At 68.6% G+C, this 18755-nt stretch carries 14 protein-coding genes; 9 read left to right on the top strand and 5 right to left on the bottom strand.

Annotated features, from left to right (window positions below):
- Positions 1-25: 25 nt before the first annotated feature.
- Both I3V78_RS06720 and I3V78_RS06715 read right to left on the bottom strand, forming a co-directional pair.
- Entirely contained in the window at positions 26-838 is an 813-nt protein-coding gene (locus tag I3V78_RS06720; RefSeq protein WP_204485483.1) for a Kelch repeat-containing protein, read from the bottom strand.
- Entirely contained in the window at positions 822-2711 is a 1890-nt protein-coding gene (locus I3V78_RS06715) for a Vgb family protein (RefSeq protein WP_204485482.1), read from the bottom strand. Before I3V78_RS06715 ends, I3V78_RS06720 begins: the two co-directional genes overlap by 17 nt.
- Positions 2712-3227: 516 nt before the next feature.
- Between I3V78_RS06715 and I3V78_RS06710 the strand changes: the two genes are divergently transcribed.
- Positions 3228-3980 carry a hypothetical protein gene (locus I3V78_RS06710; protein ID WP_204485481.1) on the top strand — a complete coding sequence of 251 codons (753 nt, stop codon included), beginning with the start codon at positions 3228-3230 and terminating at the stop codon, positions 3978-3980.
- 5 nt (positions 3981-3985) lie between these two features.
- On the opposite strand, the gene I3V78_RS06705 is transcribed toward I3V78_RS06710, so the two are convergent.
- Positions 3986-5692 carry a CotH kinase family protein gene (locus I3V78_RS06705; RefSeq protein ID WP_204485480.1) on the bottom strand — a complete coding sequence of 569 codons (1707 nt, stop codon included), beginning with the start codon at positions 5690-5692 and terminating at the stop codon, positions 3986-3988.
- Positions 5693-5908: 216 nt separating this feature from the next.
- Between I3V78_RS06705 and I3V78_RS06700 the strand changes: the two genes are divergently transcribed.
- The 3 genes from I3V78_RS06700 (at position 5909) to I3V78_RS06690 (ending at position 10666) form a co-directional block, all read left to right on the top strand.
- Complete coding sequence (locus I3V78_RS06700; RefSeq protein WP_204485479.1) at positions 5909-7345, top strand: ELWxxDGT repeat protein; 1437 nt, start codon at positions 5909-5911, stop codon at positions 7343-7345.
- A 545-nt stretch (positions 7346-7890) separates the two neighbouring features.
- A complete protein-coding gene (locus I3V78_RS06695; protein WP_204485478.1) occupies positions 7891-9495 on the top strand; it encodes an amidohydrolase family protein in 1605 nt (534 codons plus the stop codon).
- Between the two features lie 34 nt (positions 9496-9529).
- Positions 9530-10666, top strand: a complete 1137-nt coding sequence (locus I3V78_RS06690; RefSeq protein WP_204485477.1) for an epoxide hydrolase family protein — start codon at positions 9530-9532, stop codon at positions 10664-10666.
- Between the two features lie 57 nt (positions 10667-10723).
- Here I3V78_RS06690 and I3V78_RS06685 read toward each other — a convergent pair whose 3' ends face one another.
- Entirely contained in the window at positions 10724-12607 is a 1884-nt protein-coding gene (locus I3V78_RS06685; protein ID WP_204485476.1) for an RICIN domain-containing protein, read from the bottom strand.
- A gap of 145 nt (positions 12608-12752) precedes the next feature.
- Positions 12753-13982 carry an AAA family ATPase gene (locus I3V78_RS06680; protein ID WP_204485475.1) on the bottom strand — a complete coding sequence of 410 codons (1230 nt, stop codon included), beginning with the start codon at positions 13980-13982 and terminating at the stop codon, positions 12753-12755.
- A 90-nt stretch (positions 13983-14072) separates the two neighbouring features.
- Between I3V78_RS06680 and I3V78_RS06675 the strand changes: the two genes are divergently transcribed.
- The 5 genes from I3V78_RS06675 to uraH are packed head-to-tail and all read left to right on the top strand — an operon-like array spanning position 14073 to position 18746.
- On the top strand, positions 14073-15491 hold the full coding sequence (locus I3V78_RS06675; protein ID WP_204485474.1) for an FAD/NAD(P)-binding protein: 1419 nt from the start codon (positions 14073-14075) through the stop codon (positions 15489-15491).
- Positions 15488-16849 (top strand): allantoinase AllB, encoded by a 1362-nt coding sequence (allB, locus tag I3V78_RS06670; RefSeq protein WP_204485473.1) that lies wholly within the window; start codon positions 15488-15490, stop codon positions 16847-16849. The genes I3V78_RS06675 and allB overlap by 4 nt, the downstream gene beginning before the upstream one ends.
- A 30-nt stretch (positions 16850-16879) precedes the next feature.
- Positions 16880-17902 carry an allantoicase gene (gene alc, locus I3V78_RS06665; RefSeq protein WP_204485472.1) on the top strand — a complete coding sequence of 341 codons (1023 nt, stop codon included), beginning with the start codon at positions 16880-16882 and terminating at the stop codon, positions 17900-17902.
- Positions 17899-18408: a 2-oxo-4-hydroxy-4-carboxy-5-ureidoimidazoline decarboxylase gene (gene uraD, locus I3V78_RS06660; RefSeq protein WP_204485471.1), complete on the top strand. Its 510-nt coding sequence runs from the start codon at positions 17899-17901 to the stop codon at positions 18406-18408. The genes alc and uraD overlap by 4 nt, the downstream gene beginning before the upstream one ends.
- The gene (gene uraH, locus I3V78_RS06655) at positions 18405-18746 is read left to right on the top strand and encodes a hydroxyisourate hydrolase (RefSeq protein ID WP_204485470.1); all 342 of its coding nucleotides are present in this window, start codon (positions 18405-18407) and stop codon (positions 18744-18746) included. Before uraD ends, uraH begins: the two co-directional genes overlap by 4 nt.
- The last annotated feature ends 9 nt before the right edge of the window (positions 18747-18755 follow it).

Below are 18755 nucleotides of genomic sequence, written 5' to 3'. Positions count from 1 at the left end.
CGGAAAAGAGGGGCGCGTCAGGAACTCACGGCGAGAAGATCTCCGAGGACGTCTGCGCCTCCGGAGAGCCGATTCCAGCGATCGCCAGCACCTCACCATTGAGCAGCAAGGTGAGGGAGTGCTCGTAGCGAGGCAGCTTCATCTCTCCGGCCGCGCGCCAGATGCCGGTGGCAGGGTCGTACAGTTCTGCTTCCTTGAGAATCCGCTCGTAGTCGTGATACCCGCCCGACACGAGAACATGACCTGTCTTCAGCAGCACCGCCGCATGCATGGAGCGTTTGTTATGCATGCTGGCCGCAGACGACCACTTGTGCGTGGATGGATCGAAGATCTCCACGGATTCCGCTCCCTCGACCCCCTGCTTGTTGCCGGTCACGAGCACCCGACCATCCGCCAACAGGGTCGCGGTGTGCTCGGTACGGGCCAGGCGCATGGCAAGCGTGTCCACTCCCGACCACGAACCCGTCACAGGGTCGTAAATCTCGGCCGACGCCAAGGACGTTCCTCTGGAATCAACACCCCCCACCACGAGAATCCGACCATCCTTCAGCAACGTGGCCGTGTGATCTTGACGACCCTCTCGCGGACTTCCCGTCTTCATCCAGGCATTGGTGACCGGGTCGTACAACTCCGCCGTGGCGCCCGCCATGCCCGCCCCCCCCACCACGAGAACCCGACCATTCTCCAGCAACGTCGCCGTATGCCGCACCCGAGCCATACCCATGGCCGAGGATGCAACCCACGCATCGCGGACCGGGACATATATTTCCGTGCTCATGTCCGGCCTGTCGCCAGAGCCTCCAGTCACCAGGACGCGGCCATCATTGAGCAAGGTCACCGTATGGTGCCGCCTGTCTGTGGATGGAGGAGCGGTGTCGCTCCACGTCACGGTTGCCGGATTGAATACGCGAGCGGTTTTCGTATAACCACCGACAGTGAACACCCTGCCATCGGGCAATAATGCCGACCTGTGGTATTGCACATGGCTGCACGTGGGGGGGCGGAGTCCCGTCCACCGTTCCTTCACACATGAAGGCGGGGGACTCTCCCCAACTCCAACTGGGAATGATGCTCAGGTCACTCAGTACAGGAGACTGCGTGAGGTTTTTGGTGCGGAGAACGGCTCGCACTCGCAAGTAACGGCCCGTCACACCAGCCCCCGTGAATGACACGCCACGGGTCACCGGAAAGACAGGCTGGGAAGACAAGGCTCGCGAATCATCCGAAGCTTGTACGGAGACTTCGATGGCTGTTTCCGCGGGGACCGAGCCCGCCGACTCACGATTCCAGTGGATGGTTCCCCACTGAGCGCCCAGTCTTTCTCCTTCCTGAACAACCACCCATTCACCCTGGCGGATGGTGGAATTACGGTACTGATAACCTGACATGTCCCAGTATGAGTACGGTATGCCACCTGCTGGACGAGACAACTGCACTCGCCCCGCCCCGGGGTCCACCCGGGTCACCGAATTCGTATCATAATTGGACGTCCAGATACGTTGATGATCGTCGATCGTCACACCCAAGGTGCCGCTATCCGTCGCATAGCTCTTGTTGAAGAACACGCTTCCCGTCACCCGACTGCGCCTGAAATGCAACAACTTATGCGTGCTGTAGCAAGCCACCCAGATATCGCCATTGCCGGCCACGGCCACGCCACGGGTCAATCCCGTGCAATCCGTCGAGGAACTCACGAGTATTTTTTCCTCCTTGCCCGTTTTGAAGTCCACCCGCAGCACGCCGCCTCTTCCAGGAGATTCGTCTGCCCAGCTTCCAAGCCAAGCAACGCCATCCCGGTCGACCGCGAGGCCGTAGGTGGGAGTGGACACTCCTACCTCGGCCACCACACGTCGTCCCACGGGCGCCTTGGGATCGATCTTCCTCAGTCTTTTAGCGGTCAAATCCGACGTGTAGATGAATCCTTCAGGGCCCACCGCGAGTCCATAGATATTGGCGATGGTTCCCTTTTCGGCGTTGAGATCAATCGTCTGAAGCAGGGCGCCAGTTTTGCCATCCAGCTTCCACAACTTGGATGAACTGTACCCACCCAACCAGATGTTCTGATCTCCGTCTATCGCCACGGATCGACCCAAGTCCCCCTTCTCCGCGTAATTCCGCGTCCACAGGATGCACTCATCCGCTTGACCAAGGAATTCAGGCGGCTCACGGCCAATGACGCCATCCCCGTTGACATCCCTGGATGTGTCGATCAACCCATTCCCATTGCGATCCACACAATAACCCAGCGACCCCGCGAACTTGGTGACTGTCGCACGCGTATAGGTCGTACTGTCTGTACAAAATCCGCGATTGGCGACAAAGGCATTGTCATCTCCATCCACGGTCGTGCGCGAGGGAGAATTGCAATCAGCACCAGGGATTGGCAACGTGATCCCCTGCGGGACGGAGCCATCCCAATTACGCATCAGCACAGAATGATACTTGGCCACTTGTCCGCCCGTATCCGTGCTGATCTTGGTGACAGTCCCATCGGCGAAGTTGGCCACCCACATGAAAGGGGGCGGAATCGGATTGTCGCCGAGGGTGATCTGCAACTGGTCGTCGTTTGGCGGCGCATGATCGACCCCTTTCAACTGCCCCCAATCGAAATCCGCATTCTTCGTATAGGTCTGACCCGCCAGGGCCGAGCCCATACCGCCTAACGACAGAACGCAGCTTGCAGCGATTATCTTGACTCGTCGCAGCATCACGAAAGATCCCTCACGCGTTGAATGCCTCGTCGCACCAAGGATCCTACGTACACAAATAACTCTTCAACAGTCAACACCCACAGTGAAGCCTCGCCACCTGAACAGGGCCCTTGCCCGAGTGAGCCCAGAACAGCTACGCAGCTTATGCTTCCAGCGGTTTTTCCTCGGAAAACGCATGACCGCAGACGGAGACCCGAACTGAGCGAAGCGCCATCGCACCGGGACCCGCCGCATTCTCTTGCATGGAATCACAATGTCCTCCGCAACACTTGCGGTGAACTCGCCCCACGCGGTACGCTCACGGGAAGCCACTCTCCCGGATACATGAAACAAACTTCTTTCGTCTCGTCTCTCCGACCCGGCGCCCACTGGCTTCGCATGGCCGTCCTGGCACTCTCCAGTAGTAGCGCGCGAGCCGAGCCCTCGCCCACCCCTCTTCAGGCGAATGACGCCCAAGCCCCTTTCGAGGCGAGGTCCGTGCGGCGGTTGGAGGTGTTCCGAGGCAGCAAGCCCAAGGTGGAGGACATGACCCATGTGGCGACGGGCACGCTCGTCACCGTGCTCTCCTCCGAGGGAGGGAAGAAGTGGGAGGGAAACCCGGAGGAAGTCGTGAAGGTCACGCTGGACAAGCAGAGCATCAACTACGCGTTCCGGTCCCGTCTGGAGCCCCTGGGCACGCAAGCACTGCTCTCAGACGAGGCGGCAGGTGCGATCCTCTTCGCGAAAGCACCCAAAGCCCGGCGCGGCTGGTGTGCGCGATTCACACGTCGCTTGGTCCCCTCGAACAGTTCGCGAATGCTCGTCTACTCCGCGTCCGTGGACCCCGACTGCGCGGGCTATGTGGCGTGGGTGGCGCGTTCTGGCAAGAAGGCGCGCGTCCTGGCCGCGACCCGTCGGGGCGCGATCCAGACCCTGACCGTTCACGAATTCGCCTCGGCGCCGCCGGTGCTGGAGATCACGGACTCGCTCCAAGGCGACGCGCGGCTCAATGGGGTCCGCAAGACCTTCATCCGCCTGGACAACCCCCTCTTCCAGGAGCTGCTCGCGGTGGATATCCGGCGCGATGAACTGGAGGCGACGACCAAGCGCTCGTCGCTCGCGGAGGTCGAGGTCACGCCTTCCGACCAGGGTCTGGACATCGCCGTGCGCCGCACGCGGCTCCAGGTGGACATGAACACAGGCGCCGAGAGCAACATCGAACGCGACACCCAGCACTATCAATACCTGGGGGGCAAGCTCCTGGAGAGGAAGCCCACCCGCGAGGAGTGACGCCGTCAGTCCGGAGACGAGAACTCGCGCATCCGGTCCGGACGCTCGCGGATGAAACGAAGTGTCCGCTCCACGGCCGCGTCGAACCCGGCATTCGACGACTCCTTGCGCGGATCCGCGTGGACATCCGAGGCGATCTGACTCCGGATGTCCCTGGCCCGGGCCTCGAGTCCCGCGGTCGCGAAGGCCCGCGTCACCTCCTCCATCCGCGTGGCCATGGCCATCCGGCAGTCCGCTTCCTCCATGCACCGCGCCGCGAGCAGACCCGCCACATCCCACGGGTCCTGTTCCAGGCCCGCGCCCCGCCCCGAGCGGTGACCAAACGTTTGATCGATCCCGCCCGACAGCAGCGTCCAGAGGCCCGTCGAGGGATCCCGGTACACCCGGTAGTTGTTGCGCGTGTCGAACGAGTACCCATCCCAGTGCGCGAGGACCCCCTCGATGGCCCATGTGGTGAGGAAGCGCTCGTAATCGAGGAACGCGCCCACCTGCGGGTAGAAGCCGCCCGGGGGCAGGGCCGCCAGGCGCCGCGTGAGCTCGCGCAAGGGCGCGTAACCGTCCTCCTCCCCGCCCGAGCCACACACGCCTTCGCCCGAGAGCTTGCGCTCCAGGCAGAAGCCGCTTGGATCCTCGCCCGGCCCCGGCACGTTCTCGGGAAGGAGGTCGCACCAGTACGCGCCCTCGTACAACGCGCCGTCCTTGTCCTCGAACCAGCGCGCCAGGAACCTGCGGTCGATCGACTCCACATGCGTGTAGAGGCCCCAATATTCGCCATTGACGAACATCCGCACCGACGCGACCCGGGGTGCCGGCATACCCAACGCCCGGAAGAACGCGTACCCCAGCCGCGCGTTCATCTGCGTGGGGTCCTGCACGTTGCTGTCGAAGGTGAGGTTCTTCCGTCCGAACAGCTCCCGTGACTTCGGACAGCCGGGCGCCGAGGGATCGTCCCACTCCAAGTCCACCTTGAAGGACGCCTTGCCCTCGAGCGTGCGCGCCGAGCCACAACCGCCCTTCACGTGCACGCCCACGTTCTCGAAGACCCGCTCGCCCAGGCGCAGGGTGGCCCGGTGGTCCTCACGCGTGTGCGGGACACAGTCGGGCGGCACGGCCTCCGCGTTCATCGCGGCCCAGGACGCCGGAGGGATGTCGAGATGGAACTCCAGCACGCGCGTTTCATCGAAGAGTTCTCCGGAGGAGTCATCCGCGCGGAAGAAGCGCCAGGCGCTCCACCCGCCCCAGACCTCGCATGACGCGGGTGCGTAGCCGTAGCGCACCCGCGCCGCGTACCGCTTCCGCTCGGACAGCGTCCCCTTGCCGCCCACGAACGAGCCCTCGGCCAGCCGTGCCTGGGTGAGCGAGGCCGGCGCCTCCCTCGAGGCGGACCAGATAAGCCCCAGCGGCGCGTCACCCTCCATGGACCAGAGCTCGAACCGCGCCCGCGTGGGCACCGCGCTCCCGGAAGCCGACGCCTCCCCCACCTGGAGCGTCAGCGCCTCCGCGGAGACCCACGCCTCCGCCACCGGCCAGGAGAGCGTCGGCGCGGAGGGCAGCGGCGCGGGCACCTCACACGCCGCTCCCACCGGAGGGGGTGGCGGTTGCGCGGGTCCCTTCGGCACGGAGGGCGGCCAGGGCGACACGTCCTCGGAGCGCTCGGAGCCCTCTGGCTTCGGGAGAGAACACGCGGCGAGCACGGTGATCAGACCAGCCAACAGGAGTGTCTTCCTCACGGCGGGCAAGGTGCGCCGCCTCATTCCACCAAGCAGGACGCTCGCCAGGACTGGCCCTCCTCCTGCCGAGCAAGCAGGGGCCGAGGACCCCGCCATGACTGTCTTGTGGATGGGGAAAGGCCCCGACTTCCGAACGAATGAACACTCCAGCCAGGGACCCCACCATGGACCACACACACCCACTTGGAGTGCTTCCACATGTTGTCCTGGTCCACGACCCTGGCGTTGCTGATGCTGTCCACCTCGGGAGCTGCTGGCTCCGATACCCCGGAGCCGCGGGTGGGCGGCAAATGGCTGCCCTGCGGACGGACGGCGGCGCTGCGCGGGGACCTGTTGCCGGGGCTGGCCGGCTCGCACCCGCGCGAGCTGGTGGATGGGCTGCGCGGCCGCATGTTCTTCACCGCGGATGACGGGGAGCACGGCCGCGAGCTGTGGGCGAGCAGCGGGCCCGGCGGGGTGGGCACCCATCTGGTGAAGGACATCCTGCCAGGCGCGGAGAGCTCGGGCGCCCGGGAGCTGGTGCAGATGGGGGGCACCACCTACTTCGTCGCGAACGACGGCGAGCACGGCGCCGAGCTGTGGAAGAGCGATGGCACCGACGTGGGCACGGTGCTGGTGAAGGACGTGTGGCCGGGGCAGGCGGGCGCGGGGCCCCAGGAGCTCCTCGTCGTCAACGGCGTGCTCTACTTCACCGCGGACGACGGGGTGAACGGCCGCGAGCTGTGGCGCAGCGATGGCACCGAGGCGGGCACCGCCCTCCTGCACGAGCTGGTGCCCGGCCCGGGTGACGCGGGCCTCCACCAGCTCACCTCCTGGAGCCGCCAGCTCGTCTTCGTCAGCAACGACGCGCAGGGCCGGCCCACGCTCTGGAAGAGCACCGGCCTCATCAACGGCCTGACGCCGCTGTTCAGCTCCACGATGGAGACGGCCTTCTCGACGCTCACGCCGGTGAACAACCGGCTCTTCTACCTGCACCACCTGGGCCGGGGCGCCACGGACCTGTACGTCACCGACACCAAGACCTGGCGCAGCACCGCCCTGCGGCGCTTCACCGGCACGCCGCCGCATGACCTGACGGCGATGGGCGGCGGGCTGTACTTCGGCGCGGGCGCCGGGGGGTTCGACACGGACAGCCTCGGGGACGAGCTGTGGAAGAGCGATGGCACGGCCCAGGGCACGGTGCTCGTGGCGGACATCGCCCTGGGCCCGGCCGGCTCCTCGCCCGCGTCGCTCGTGGTCGCCGGGGAGCGGCTCTACTTCAGCGCGGACGACCAGGCGCGCGGCCGGGAGCTGTGGACGAGCGACGGCACCGCCGTGGGCACCACGCTCGTGGTGGACCTGCGGCCGGGCGCGGAAGGCGGCGAGCCCCGCGGCCTCGTGGCCCTGCAGAACCACCTGTTCTTCTCCGCGCGGGTGTCGGGCCTCGGCCACCAGGCCTGGACGAGCGACGGCACGGCGGAGAACACCTGGCCGCTCGACGCGGTGGCCATCCACCTGCAGGACGCCGAGCCCCGCCTGTTCGCCCGCTCGAGCTGGGACGTCTTCTTCATCGCCAATGACGGGGTGCACGGCCACGAGCTGTGGTCCCTGCCCTTCCGGCCCCAGGACAGCTGCGCTCCCGCGCCCGCACCCTGAAGACTGGAGAAACTTCTTCCCCGCCCAACGTCCGCCGCCGTAACTCTTACTGCCCTCCGGGGCAGGTTCCGGCCCGGGCCGCGTCCAACCCCTTGAAATCAGGAGCCTCGCCAGGCCCGCGGACCCTGGCACGCGCCCTGCTATAGGACTCACGCAAGAAGTCAGGGCGGGTCGGACGGGGCAAGACGGGCGGGGCGGGGCGGGACGGGCGGGGCAGGACGGGCGGCGGGGTTGGACGGGCGGGACGGGGCGAACATTTTCAGAGCGGGAACCGAGCTGTAACGGGGGCAGGACCACTTCGGGGGAAGTGAGAGCAAAGGGCATCCGTCGGGGAGGGGTCGCTGGGGGCGGCTCCTCCCCGATTCTTTTGCGGGCCGCTCCCGCTCCATCCCCAACGGGAAATTCCAGTCGCGCGCGCACGAACCACCCCTTCCGAACATCCTTCTGGCGAATTCGTCCGGACCCTCGGTGTGGGCCCCGTAAGGTGCGGGGCCTTCCGCAAAGGGGAGCCACGCGGCACCGACCCCGCCGCGTGCACACACCGGATGAACACCAAGAACCTGGGACTCGCAGTTCTGGCGGCGCTGGGCCTCAACGCCTGCAATGGAGATGTCAAACCCACGCCGCCGGCGCCCGCGCCGGAGCCCGTGCGCGAGGACGCGGTGCGCGACCACCTGGAGTCGCTGCGCGGCAACGCCTCGGCGATGCTCAACTTCTTCTACGAGATGCCCAAGGGCGCGGACCTGCACAGCCACACCTCGGGCGCCATCACCACCGAGAAGCTCATCCAGTGGGGCGCCGAGGACGGGGCGTGCGTGAACACGACGACCTACGTCGCCAGCAACCCGTGCGCCGCGGGCACCACGCCCCTGTCGCGCGCGTGGGAGGACGCGGCCTTCCACGACGCCGTGCTGGGCGCCTGGTCCATGGAGAACTTCCAGGGGCCGCTGCTCGACGCCCACCAGCACTTCTTCGACGCCTTCGGCAAGTACGGCGCGGTGCAGCTCGACTCGCGCAACGACGACAGCTACGCGGACATCGTCTCGCGCGCCGGGCACCAGAACCAGGTGTACGTGGAGCTGATGCAGGGCTTTGGCGCGAGCACGGGCGGCCGGCTCGCCGAGGGGCTCTTCCGCCCCGGCGACGCCTGGGACAAGGCGACGCTGCTGGCCAAGCGCGAGCAGCTCATCGCCCTGCCCGACTTCCAGGCCTCCCTCACCCGCCAGGCCGACAGCATCGCCGCCACGATCAAGGGCATGCGCGAGCTGCTCAAGTGTGACACGGCCCAGGCCGACCCCGGCTGTGACGTGGAGCTGCGCCTGCTGTCCTCGGCCAACCGCACCGCGGAGCGCGCCAACGTGTTCGGCCAGTGGGTGCACGCCTACGAGCTGGCCCAGCGCGTGCCCCAGGTGGTGGGCGTCAACCTCGTGTCCCCCGAGGAGAACGAGAAGTCGCTCGCCTACTACGAGGACGAGATGTTCGCCCTGGGCACGCTCGACGACTTCAACGATCAGACGGCGGGCCGCAAGACGGTCCACATCTCGCTGCACGCCGGTGAGCTCATCCCCGCGGTGCTCAAGTCGCAGGACCAGCAGCACCTGCGCTTCCACATCCGCCAGGCCGTGGAGAAGGCCCACGCGGAGCGCATCGGCCACGGCGTGGACGTGCTGGGCGAGACCGCCGGCGATGGCGCGCAGGACCTGCTCAACGACATGCACGAGCTGGGCGTGCTGGTGGAGATCTGCCTGACGTCCAACCGCGTGCTGCTCGGCGCGGCGGGAGACAAGCACCCGCTCGCCTCCTACCTGAACAACAAGGTGCCGGTGGCCCTGGCCACGGATGACTCGGGCATCCTGCGCGGCGACATCACCCAGGAGTACCTGGCGGCCTTCACGGACCAGAAGCTCGACTACACGGTGCTCAAGCACATGGCGCGCGCGAGCCTCCAGCACGCCTTCGTGGAGGGCGACAGCCTCTGGGCCCAGCGCGACGACTTCACCAAGCCGGTGGGCGCCTGCGCCCAGGACACGCTCGGCCAGGAGGCCACGTCGGCCGGCTGCCAGGCGTTCCTCTCGGCCCACAAGCGCGCCGCGCTGCAGTGGAAGCTGGAGACGCAGCTGGTCACCTTCGAGAGTCAGTTCGTGAAGTAGCCCCACCCCGCAGTCGCTCAGGAGGAGTCGCGCCATGCCGCCCCGCCCGTATCGCATCGAGGTCGCTCCGGAGGTCCTCACGGATCTCCACCGCCGTCTGGACGCCACGCGCTATGCGGAGCCGCTGCCTGGCGCCTCCTGGGCCCATGGCGCCGACGTCACCTACGTGCGCGAGCTGTGCGCGCACTGGCGCCACAAGTACGACTGGCGCGTGCACGAGGCGGCGCTCAACCGCTGGCCTCAGTTCCTGTGCGAGGTGGACGGGGTGGACCTCCACTTCTGGCATGTGCGCGGCACGGGGCCCTCGCCCCTGCCGCTGCTGCTCACCCACGGGTGGCCCGGCTCCCTCCTGGAGTTCCACCACCTCATCGGCCCCCTGACGGACCCCGCCGCGCATGGAGGCGACGCGGCGGATGCCTTCGACGTGGTGATTCCCGCCCTGCCCGGCTACGGCTTCGGCGGCAAGCCGCGCGAGCCCGGGTGGAACGCCACGCGCGTGGCGGCGGCGTTCGACCAGCTCATGACGCGGGAGCTCGGCTACGGGCGCTACGGCGCGCAGGGCGGGGACTGGGGCGCCATCGTCACCATGGAGCTGGGCCGCAACCATGGCGCCCACCTGGCGGGCATCCACCTCAACATGCCGCTCGCCGGGCCGCCTCCGGGACAGGAGCGGAGCGCCGAGGCCCAGGCGTATGGCCAGCGCATGGCCGCGCACCAGGCGAACGAGGCCGGCTATTCCCACGTGCAGGGCACCAAGCCGCAGTCGCTCGCCATCGCCCAGGCGGACTCCCCGGCGGGGCTCGCGGCGTGGATCGTCGAGAAGTTCCGCACCTGGAGCGACTGCGACGGCGACGTGGAGCGCCGCTTCACCAAGGACTGGCTGCTGACGAACCTGATGTTCTACTGGGCGCCCAACAGCATCGCGAGCGCCGCCAACCTTTACTACGAGACCTTTGGCGCGGGCCTGCCGGGCCTGACCGAGCCGGTGCGCGTGCCCACGGCCGCCGCCCTCTTCCCCAAGGAAATCCTCCAGGCCCCGCGCTCCTGGCTGGAGCACCGCTACGACCTGCGGCGCTACACGGAAATGCCGCGGGGCGGGCACTTCGCCGCCGTCGAGGAGCCGCAGCTCTTCCTCGACGACGTGCGCGCGTTCTTCCGCGCGCTCCGGTAGGAGAGGACGGCGGGGGCCCCGTCTCCGAGCGGACCCCCGCGTCCCCCTCCCCTCCAACTACCGCAAGTTCCAGGTCTGGTTGCCGCCGCCGTGGCAGGCGTACTGGACCAGCTTGGCGCCGTCGTCGACCGAGGAGTTCTGCACGTCGATGCACTTGCCGCTGTTGACGTTGGCCAGCGCGTAGCCGCCATTGCTGCTGTTCAGGCGGAAGGCCTGGGCGGCGGTGCCGTTGCAGTCCCACTGCTGCACGATGCCGAAGTCCGCCGTGCTGGAGTTGGAGATGTCCAGGCACTTGCCGCTGTTGACGTTGACCAGGCTGAAGGCGCCGTTGCTGGCCGCCTGGAGGCGGAAGGACTGGGCGGTGGTGCCGTTGCAGGCCCACTGCTGCAGCTGCGTGCCGCTGGCGGTGTTGGAGCCCGGCACGTCCATGCACCGGCCGCTGTGCTGCGCGGTCAGGCTCACGATGCTGCCGTCCTGGGGACCCGAGGGCGGAGGCGTCGTGCCGCCGCCGGGCACCGTGCCGTCACTGCACGTGTTGGTGCCGGAGCCGCCGCCCGGGAAGGTGACGCGCACGGAGGCCTTGTCCGCCGACTGCGACAGCACGGAGATGCTCACGCGGCCGTTGGGATCCTGGAAGGTGCGGCCCGCGGTGAGGCGGGGATCGCGGTGGGTGTTGGGGTAGTTGGGCGCCATGTCCAGGAGCAGCGGGTTGCGGTTGCCGGAGGTGGAGCGGAAGTCCTGCGCCACGTCGATGTGCACGCCGGTGTCCTTCTCGGGAGCGCCGCTCGGGCCCGCGTTGAACGAGGCGCGCGCCGGGTTGCGGTACTCCACCCAGAAGTACAGGGGCTTGCCGTCCACCGTGTCGCCCGTGGGGACCTGCAGGGACTGGATGCCGTTGGACGCGCTCTGGATGGGCACCAGGTCATACGTGGCATCGCGCGAGACGCGCACGTTGTTGCACTTGTCCAGCCACAGCATGGTGGACTTCTGGAAGGCGTTCATGTGCCCCAGGCCGCCGCCCATGGTGTTGAAGGCGTTGCCGTACTCGTCCGGAGGACAGGCCGAGTAGGGGTTGGCCTTGTAGGCCGAGCCCGTGCCACAGCGCGCCGTGGACGCGTGCCCCAGGCCGAAGCCGTGGCCGAACTCGTGCGCGAAGGCGTTGGGGTCCGTGCAGGTGTAGAGGCTGCCGTCACCGAACGCGTTGCCCGCCGCCGGGGGCCGGCCCACCCAGGCGAGGCCGCAGGCACAGTCGGTGAAGCCCGGGTTGTTGGGGATGACGAAGCCCACGTGCGCGTAGACGCTGAGGTCCCGGCCCGCGGCCTTGGCCGCCGCCCGCGCGGCGTTGGCGATGGTGTCCAGGTTGCAGTTGGCCGGCTTGGCCACGTTCAGCGGCGCCAGCGCGTCGCCCTGCACCGTCCACGCGCCGTAGGACAGTTCCTTGTAGTACGCGGCCACCGTGTCCAGGCGCTGGCGCGACGTGGTCGTGTCGATGCGCGCCGTGGTGCCGGGGAACACCAGCGGGAGGATGGCCACGCGCACCGTGCGGGGCGTGCCACTCACCAGCGCGTCCTGGGACGTCACCAGGTCCGACGTGGACTTCACCACCTCGAGTGCGTGCACCTGCAGCCGCTCACCCACCTGACCGGGCTGGCCGCTCGCGAGCGCATCCGCGCGCTCGGCCTGGATGATGACGCGGTCGCCGGGGTGGGCCGTCGGCTCGCCGTCGAACGACAGCTCGAAGCTCCGCCCGTCCGCCGTCTGCAGGCCATAGCCCATGCGGTGCGAGCCGTCCGCGTGGTCCACGGAGAACATGCGCAGCTCGCCCTCGTACACCGGCCGCGCCTCCTGCGCGCCCGAGCACCCCAACGCCAGGCCCAACGTCAGCCCCAGGGCCTTCCGGAAGCCCCCAGCAATCCCTCTCACATCCCGAGCAACGCGCATGTCTGTCCCCTTCTCCGCGGAGGGGCGGCCACGCCCCAGGTCCAAGCCGCGGCAAGGTACAGCACGCCTCCTCTCTCAGGAAGAGGAAAACGTGTTTAAACAGTAATTCAAAATTAAACCCGAAAAAGTGTGAGCCGCTCTCGGCCTACCAGAAGCCTTGCGTGAGCAGGATGTCCGACACGCGCTGCATGCGCTTCTCGTACGCGGCGAAGAAGGCACTGGCCTGGGCGTGTGTGGGATTGCGCCAGAGCAGCTGGGTGCCGGAGTCGCCCGAGGCGCGCTCGCACAGGATGAAGGCCCGGCGGACATCTTCCACGCTGTCGAAACGCAGGGCATCGAGCAGCAGGGGATTCTGGCTGGTGAGGAAGGCCTGGCGCTCGCCCACTTCCTGGAGGCAGGCGGGAATCCATTCCGGGTGCAGGCCCGCCACCAGGTCATCCGCGATGATGATGTCCCGCGAGGCGTCCGCGTAGGCGAGGAAGGACAGGAGCCGCTTCTGCCCATGGCCGAGCAGGTCATGGGACACCTCCTCGCCGGGCTTCTTGAAGAAGAAGCGCAGGTTGTTCAAGCGCACCACCTGCTGGCCCGGCGCGGGGCCCAGGCGCTCGACGTCGAAGCGCGCCGCGGCGGACTCGTAGCCAAGGATGGCCGCCGCCCGGTCCAGGAAGGCCAGCGGCGAGGTCTCCGACGTGCCCTCGGGCACCGGGCCCCGGAGGATGGTGAAGAAGGACTGGGGGAATTCCTCGGGACCCCGGGGGGATTTGACGCGGTAGCCCGCGCGCACCAGCTCGAACTCCAGCTCCATCAGGCGCTGCAGGCGCTCGGTGCCCTCGTCCAGCCGGTACGCCCCCACGATGCGCGTGGCGAGGATCTCCTGGGCCAGCGCCTTGGACTCCGCGTCCGGGCGGGCCATCATCAGCGCCAGGCCCAGCGACCAGATGGGATCTCCCGGGAAGACCCGATCCACGCGGCTCTGGGGCTCCTCGCCGTCCAGGAAGATGTCGTTGGGGAGCACCCGGAAGCGCCGCGTCGGCTGGCCCTTTTTCTCGATGAAGAACGTGTCGGCCCGTTGGAGCACCGACAGCGTCTCGCTCACGAACTCGCCGGACACCATGGACACCGAGGGCTGCTCCACGCGCGAGCAGGACAGGGTGTGCTCGACCTCGAGCGCGGTGCCGGCGATGCGGCAGCGCACCTCCAGGGCGTCGTCGCGCAGCCCCTCCTCGGCGCCCAGGGTGGCCGACAGCAGGCGCAGGAGGGTGCTCTTGCCTGTCCCGTTGCGGCCGAGCACCACGTTGAGGCCCGGGCGGAACTCCAGGGTGGTGGGCGCCACGTTGCGGAACTTGTCGATGCTGAGCGTCGTGAGCTTGTTCATCGTCCGACGGACCGCACCACACGCTCCGGGGAGGGTCAAGCGGGGGGACGACCTGTGGCGCGCGAGGGCGGGGCATGATTTCTATCGCCCATGTCGTCCTCGACCCTCGCCGCGCTGGAAGCCTCGATTCGCCGGGACCTGGAGCACCTGGACTACCCCAAGCGCTCCTGGGTCCTCCCCCGCCAGACCCGGGAGGGCCGTGCGGTGCTGGACGTGCTCGTCGTGGGCGGCGGGCAGAGTGGCCTGGCCGCCGCGTTCGGCCTGATGCGCGAGAAGGTGACGAACCTGCTCGTCGTGGACGACAGCCCCGCGGGCCTCGCCGGTCCCTGGAAGACGTTCGCGCGGATGATCACCCTGCGCACCCCCAAGCACGTCACCGGCCCGGACCACAACCTGCCCAACCTCTGCATCCAGAGCTGGTACGAGGCGCAGTACGGCGAGGAGGCCTGGAAGTCGCTCGGCCTCATCCCCAAGGAGCTGTGGGCGGACTACCTGCACTGGTACCACCGCCTGCTGGGCATCCCCGTGCGCCACGAGACGCGGGTGGGCGCGCTCACCTGGCTGCCCGAGGAGGGCTGCTTCGCCGTGCCGGTGAAGCCCTCGCGGGGCGAGGGCGCCGGGGAGACGCTGCTGGCGCGCAAGGTGGTGCTCGCCATGGGCATCGACGGCTCGGGGCGCTGGGAGGCGCCGTCCGCGGTGACGCACCTGCCGCGCGCGCTGTGGGCCCACACCCAGGAGGCCATCGACTTCGAGGCGCTGCGTGGCAAGCGCGTGGGCGTGCTGGGCGCGGGCGCCTCGGCGTTCGACAACGCCTCGGTGGCGCTCGAGCGGGGCGCGGGCGCGGTGCACCTGTTCTACCGCCGCAAGACGCTGCCCACGGTGAACGCCTACCGCTGGGCCGAGTTCGTGGGCTTCCTCAAGCACCACGGCGACCTGCCGGACGCGGACCGCTGGCGCTTCATCCGCCGCATCATGGAGATGGGGCAGTTGCCGCCCACCGACACGTACCGCCGGGCGCGCGCCTTCCCCCAGTTCCACCTGCACCCGGAGAGCCCCTGGCTGAGCACGCGCGCCGTGGGCGACGCCGCCGAGGTGACCACGCCTCAGGGCACCTTCACCTTCGACAAGCTCATCATCGGCAGCGGCACGGTGACGGACCTGCGGCTGCGGCCGGAATTGGCGAACCTGGTGGAGGACATCGCGCTGTGGAAGGACCGCTACACGCCTCCGCCCGCCGAGGCCCATGAGGACCTGGGCCGCCACCCCTACCTGGGCCCGGCGTTCGAGTTCCAGGCGAAGCAGCCCGGCCAGGCGCCCTGGCTCGCGTCGGTCTTCAACTACACCTTTGGCGGCTTCGTCTCGTTGGGCCTGGGCGGCGCGAGCATCTCCGGCATGAAGTACAGCCTGCCGCGGCTCGTGTCGGGCATCACCCGGCAGCTCTACGTCGAGGACAAGGACGCCCACTTCGCTTCCCTGATGAAGTTCGATTTGAAGGAGTTCGAGCCATGAGCCAGGACCAGGTGCTGCGCGGCGAGCGCGTCGTGACGGACACGGGCGTGCGCCCCGCGGCGGTGGTGGTGCGCGGCGGCAAGGTGGCCGCGGTGGTGGGCCCCACGGAGATTCCCTCGGGACTGCCGGTGACGGACGTGGGCCCCAAGGTCCTCATGCCCGGCGTGGTGGACAGCCACGCGCACATCAACGAGCCCGGCCGCACCGAGTGGGAGGGCTTCGAGACGGCTACCCGCGCGGCGGCCGCCGGCGGCATCACCACCGTGGTGGACATGCCGCTCAACTCCATTCCCGCCACCACGTCGCTCGCGGCGCTGCGCACCAAGACCGCCGCCGCCGAGGGCCACTGCGCCATCGACCACGGCTTCTGGGGCGGCGTCATCCCCGGCAACACGGACGAGCTGGAGGCGATGATCGACGCCGGCGTCACCGGCTTCAAGTGCTTCCTCATCCAGTCCGGCGTGGACGAGTTCCCCCACGTGACGCGCGAGGACCTGGAGCGCGCCATGCCGGTGCTCGCGCGCCGGGGCGTGCCGCTCATCGTCCACGCGGAGATGACGGACGCGGAGGGCCAGCCCGAGGGAGACACGCGCACCTACCAGAGCTACCTCGCCTCGCGCCCGCGCCAGTGGGAGGACGACGCCATCCGCATGATGGTGGAGCTGTGCCGCAGGCACCGGGGCCCCGTGCACATCGTGCACCTGTCGTCCTCGGACGCGCTGAAGGACATCGCCGCCGCCAAGGCCGAGGGCCTGCCCTTCACCGTGGAGACGTGCCCGCACTACCTCACCTTCGACGCGGAGCACATCCCCGACGGCGCCACCTGGTTCAAGTGCGCCCCGCCCATCCGCGAGTCGGAGAACCGCGAGCGGCTGTGGGAGGGCCTCGCGCGCGGCCACATCGACATGGTGGTGTCGGATCACTCGCCCTGCACGCCCGCGCTCAAGCACCTGGAGCACGGCGACTTCGGCAAGGCGTGGGGCGGCATCGCCTCGCTCCAGTTCAGCCTGCCCGCGGTGTGGACGGGCATGCGCGCGCGCGGCCACGGGCTGGAGCAGCTCGTGCGCTGGATGTGCCACGCCCCCGCGAAGCTCACCGGCCTCACGGGCCAGAAGGGCTCGCTCACCCCGGGCGCGGACGCGGACTTCCTCGTCTTCGACCCGGACGCCCCCTTCACCCCGGACGCCTCGGGCGTGCTGCACCGCCACAAGCTCACCCCCTACGCCGGTCGGCCACTCGTGGGCGTGGTGGAGCAGACGTGGGTGCGCGGCCAGAAGGTCCACGAGCGCGGCGCCCCCGCCCCCGCCCCCACCGGCCAATGGATTCGCCGCCCCCAGACGGCGCGGCCCGTGAAATAAAGCAGTCCTCCCCAAGGAGAACCCGACCCCATGAACGCACCCGAGGAAGGCAAGGTCCGCGTCGCCTTCGCCGAGCTCATCGACCTGGCCGCCGAGAAGGTGGGTGGCCGCGCCCTGTACGCCAACGACGAGTTCTTCGCCGGCAAGGAGAACCTGCTCAAGCCCGGCCGTGGCGTCTTCATCCCGGACAAGTACACGGAGTTCGGCAAGTGGATGGACGGCTGGGAGACGCGCCGCAAGCGCGCGCTGCCGGGCCATGACTTCTGCATCCTCCAGCTCGGCCTGCCGGGCACCATCCGCGGCGTGAACGTGGACACCAACCACTTCCTCGGCAACTTCCCCGAGTACGCCTCGGTGGATGCCCTGGAGGTCCACGGGGACGTGACGGTGGACTCGCTGCTCGGCGCCACGTGGACGCCCATCGTCCCGCGCACCAGGCTCGTGGGCGGCACGCAGAACTACATCCCCGTGGGCAGCGAGCAGCGCTGGACGCACCTGCGGCTCAACATCTTCCCGGACGGCGGCGTGGCGCGCTTCAAGGTGCACGGCGTGGTGCGGCCAGACCTGGTGAAGCTGCGCGCGGGCCAGCGCGTGGACCTGGCGGCGGCGGAGAACGGCGGCACCGTCGTCACCTGCAACGACTCCTTCTTCGGCCCCAAGGACAACCTCATCCTCCCCGGTCGCGCGGCCACCATGGGTGACGGTTGGGAGACGCGCCGCAAGCGCGTGCCGGGCTTCGACTGGATCGTCGTGAAGCTCGCCGTGCCCGGCCACATCGAGCACCTGGAGGTGGACACCAACCACTTCAAGGGCAACTTCCCCGACATGTGCTCGCTGGAGGGCTGCACCCTCACCGAGGAGGTGCTCGACTTCGCCAACGCGCGCGACATCGCGTGGACGGAGATCCTCCCCAAGACGAAGCTCCAGGCGAGCCATCAACACCACTTCGAGGGCGAGGCGCTGCGTGCCCGGGGCCCCTTCACCCACGTGCGGCTCAACATCTTCCCGGACGGAGGCATCAGCCGCCTGCGGGTGAACGGGCGGGTCGCGTGAGCCGGCTCGCGTGGCTCAACGGGCTGTCCGCCGAGGAGGCCCGGGCGGAGTTCCTGCGCTGCTGTGGCGTGCGCACCTGGGCCGAGGCCATGGCCCGGGCGCGGCCCTTCGCGAGCGACGCCGCGCTGTACCAGCAGGCCGACGCGCACTGGGCCGCCACGGGGCCCGCTGAGTGGCGCGAGGCGATGGAGCACCACCCGCGCATCGGCGACGTGTCGCGGCTGCGCGAGAAGTACAAGGCCACCGGGGCCTGGAGCGAGCAGGAGCAGCGCGGCATGCAGGGCGCGGGCGAGGACGTCATTCAAGCGCTCGCCGACGGCAACCGCGACTACGAGGCGCGCTTCGGCTTCATCTTCCTCGTGTGCGCCACGGGCAAGAGCGCCGGGGAGATGCTCGGCCTGTTGCGCGCGCGGCTGGACAACCCGCCCGAGCAGGAGCTGCGCATCGCGGCGGGCGAGCAGGCGAAAATCACCCGCATCCGACTGGAGAAGCTCCTCGCGCCATGAGCACCCTGTCCACCCACGTCCTCGACACGCAGTGGGGCCGCCCCGCCGCGGGCGTCCCCATCACCCTGGAGCACCAGGCCGCCGACGGCTGGCGGGAGCTGGCCCGGGGCACCACCAACCCGGACGGCCGCGTGCGCGACTTCCTCCCGGCCAGCACGCGCCTGGAGCCCGGCATCTACCGGATGACGTTCCACACCGCCGAGTACTTCCGGGCCCAGCAAACGAAGGGCTTCTACCCGTACGTCGCCGTGGTGTTCGAGCTCGCCGCGCCCGAGGAGCACTACCACGTGCCCCTGCTGCTCAGCCCCTTCGGCTACTCCACTTACCGGGGAAGCTGAGGCCCCCGC

It is taken from the genome of Archangium primigenium (assembly GCF_016904885.1).
GTDB classification, from domain to species: domain Bacteria; phylum Myxococcota; class Myxococcia; order Myxococcales; family Myxococcaceae; genus Cystobacter; species Cystobacter primigenius.
This window is presented reverse-complemented; position numbering and strand designations above follow the sequence as displayed.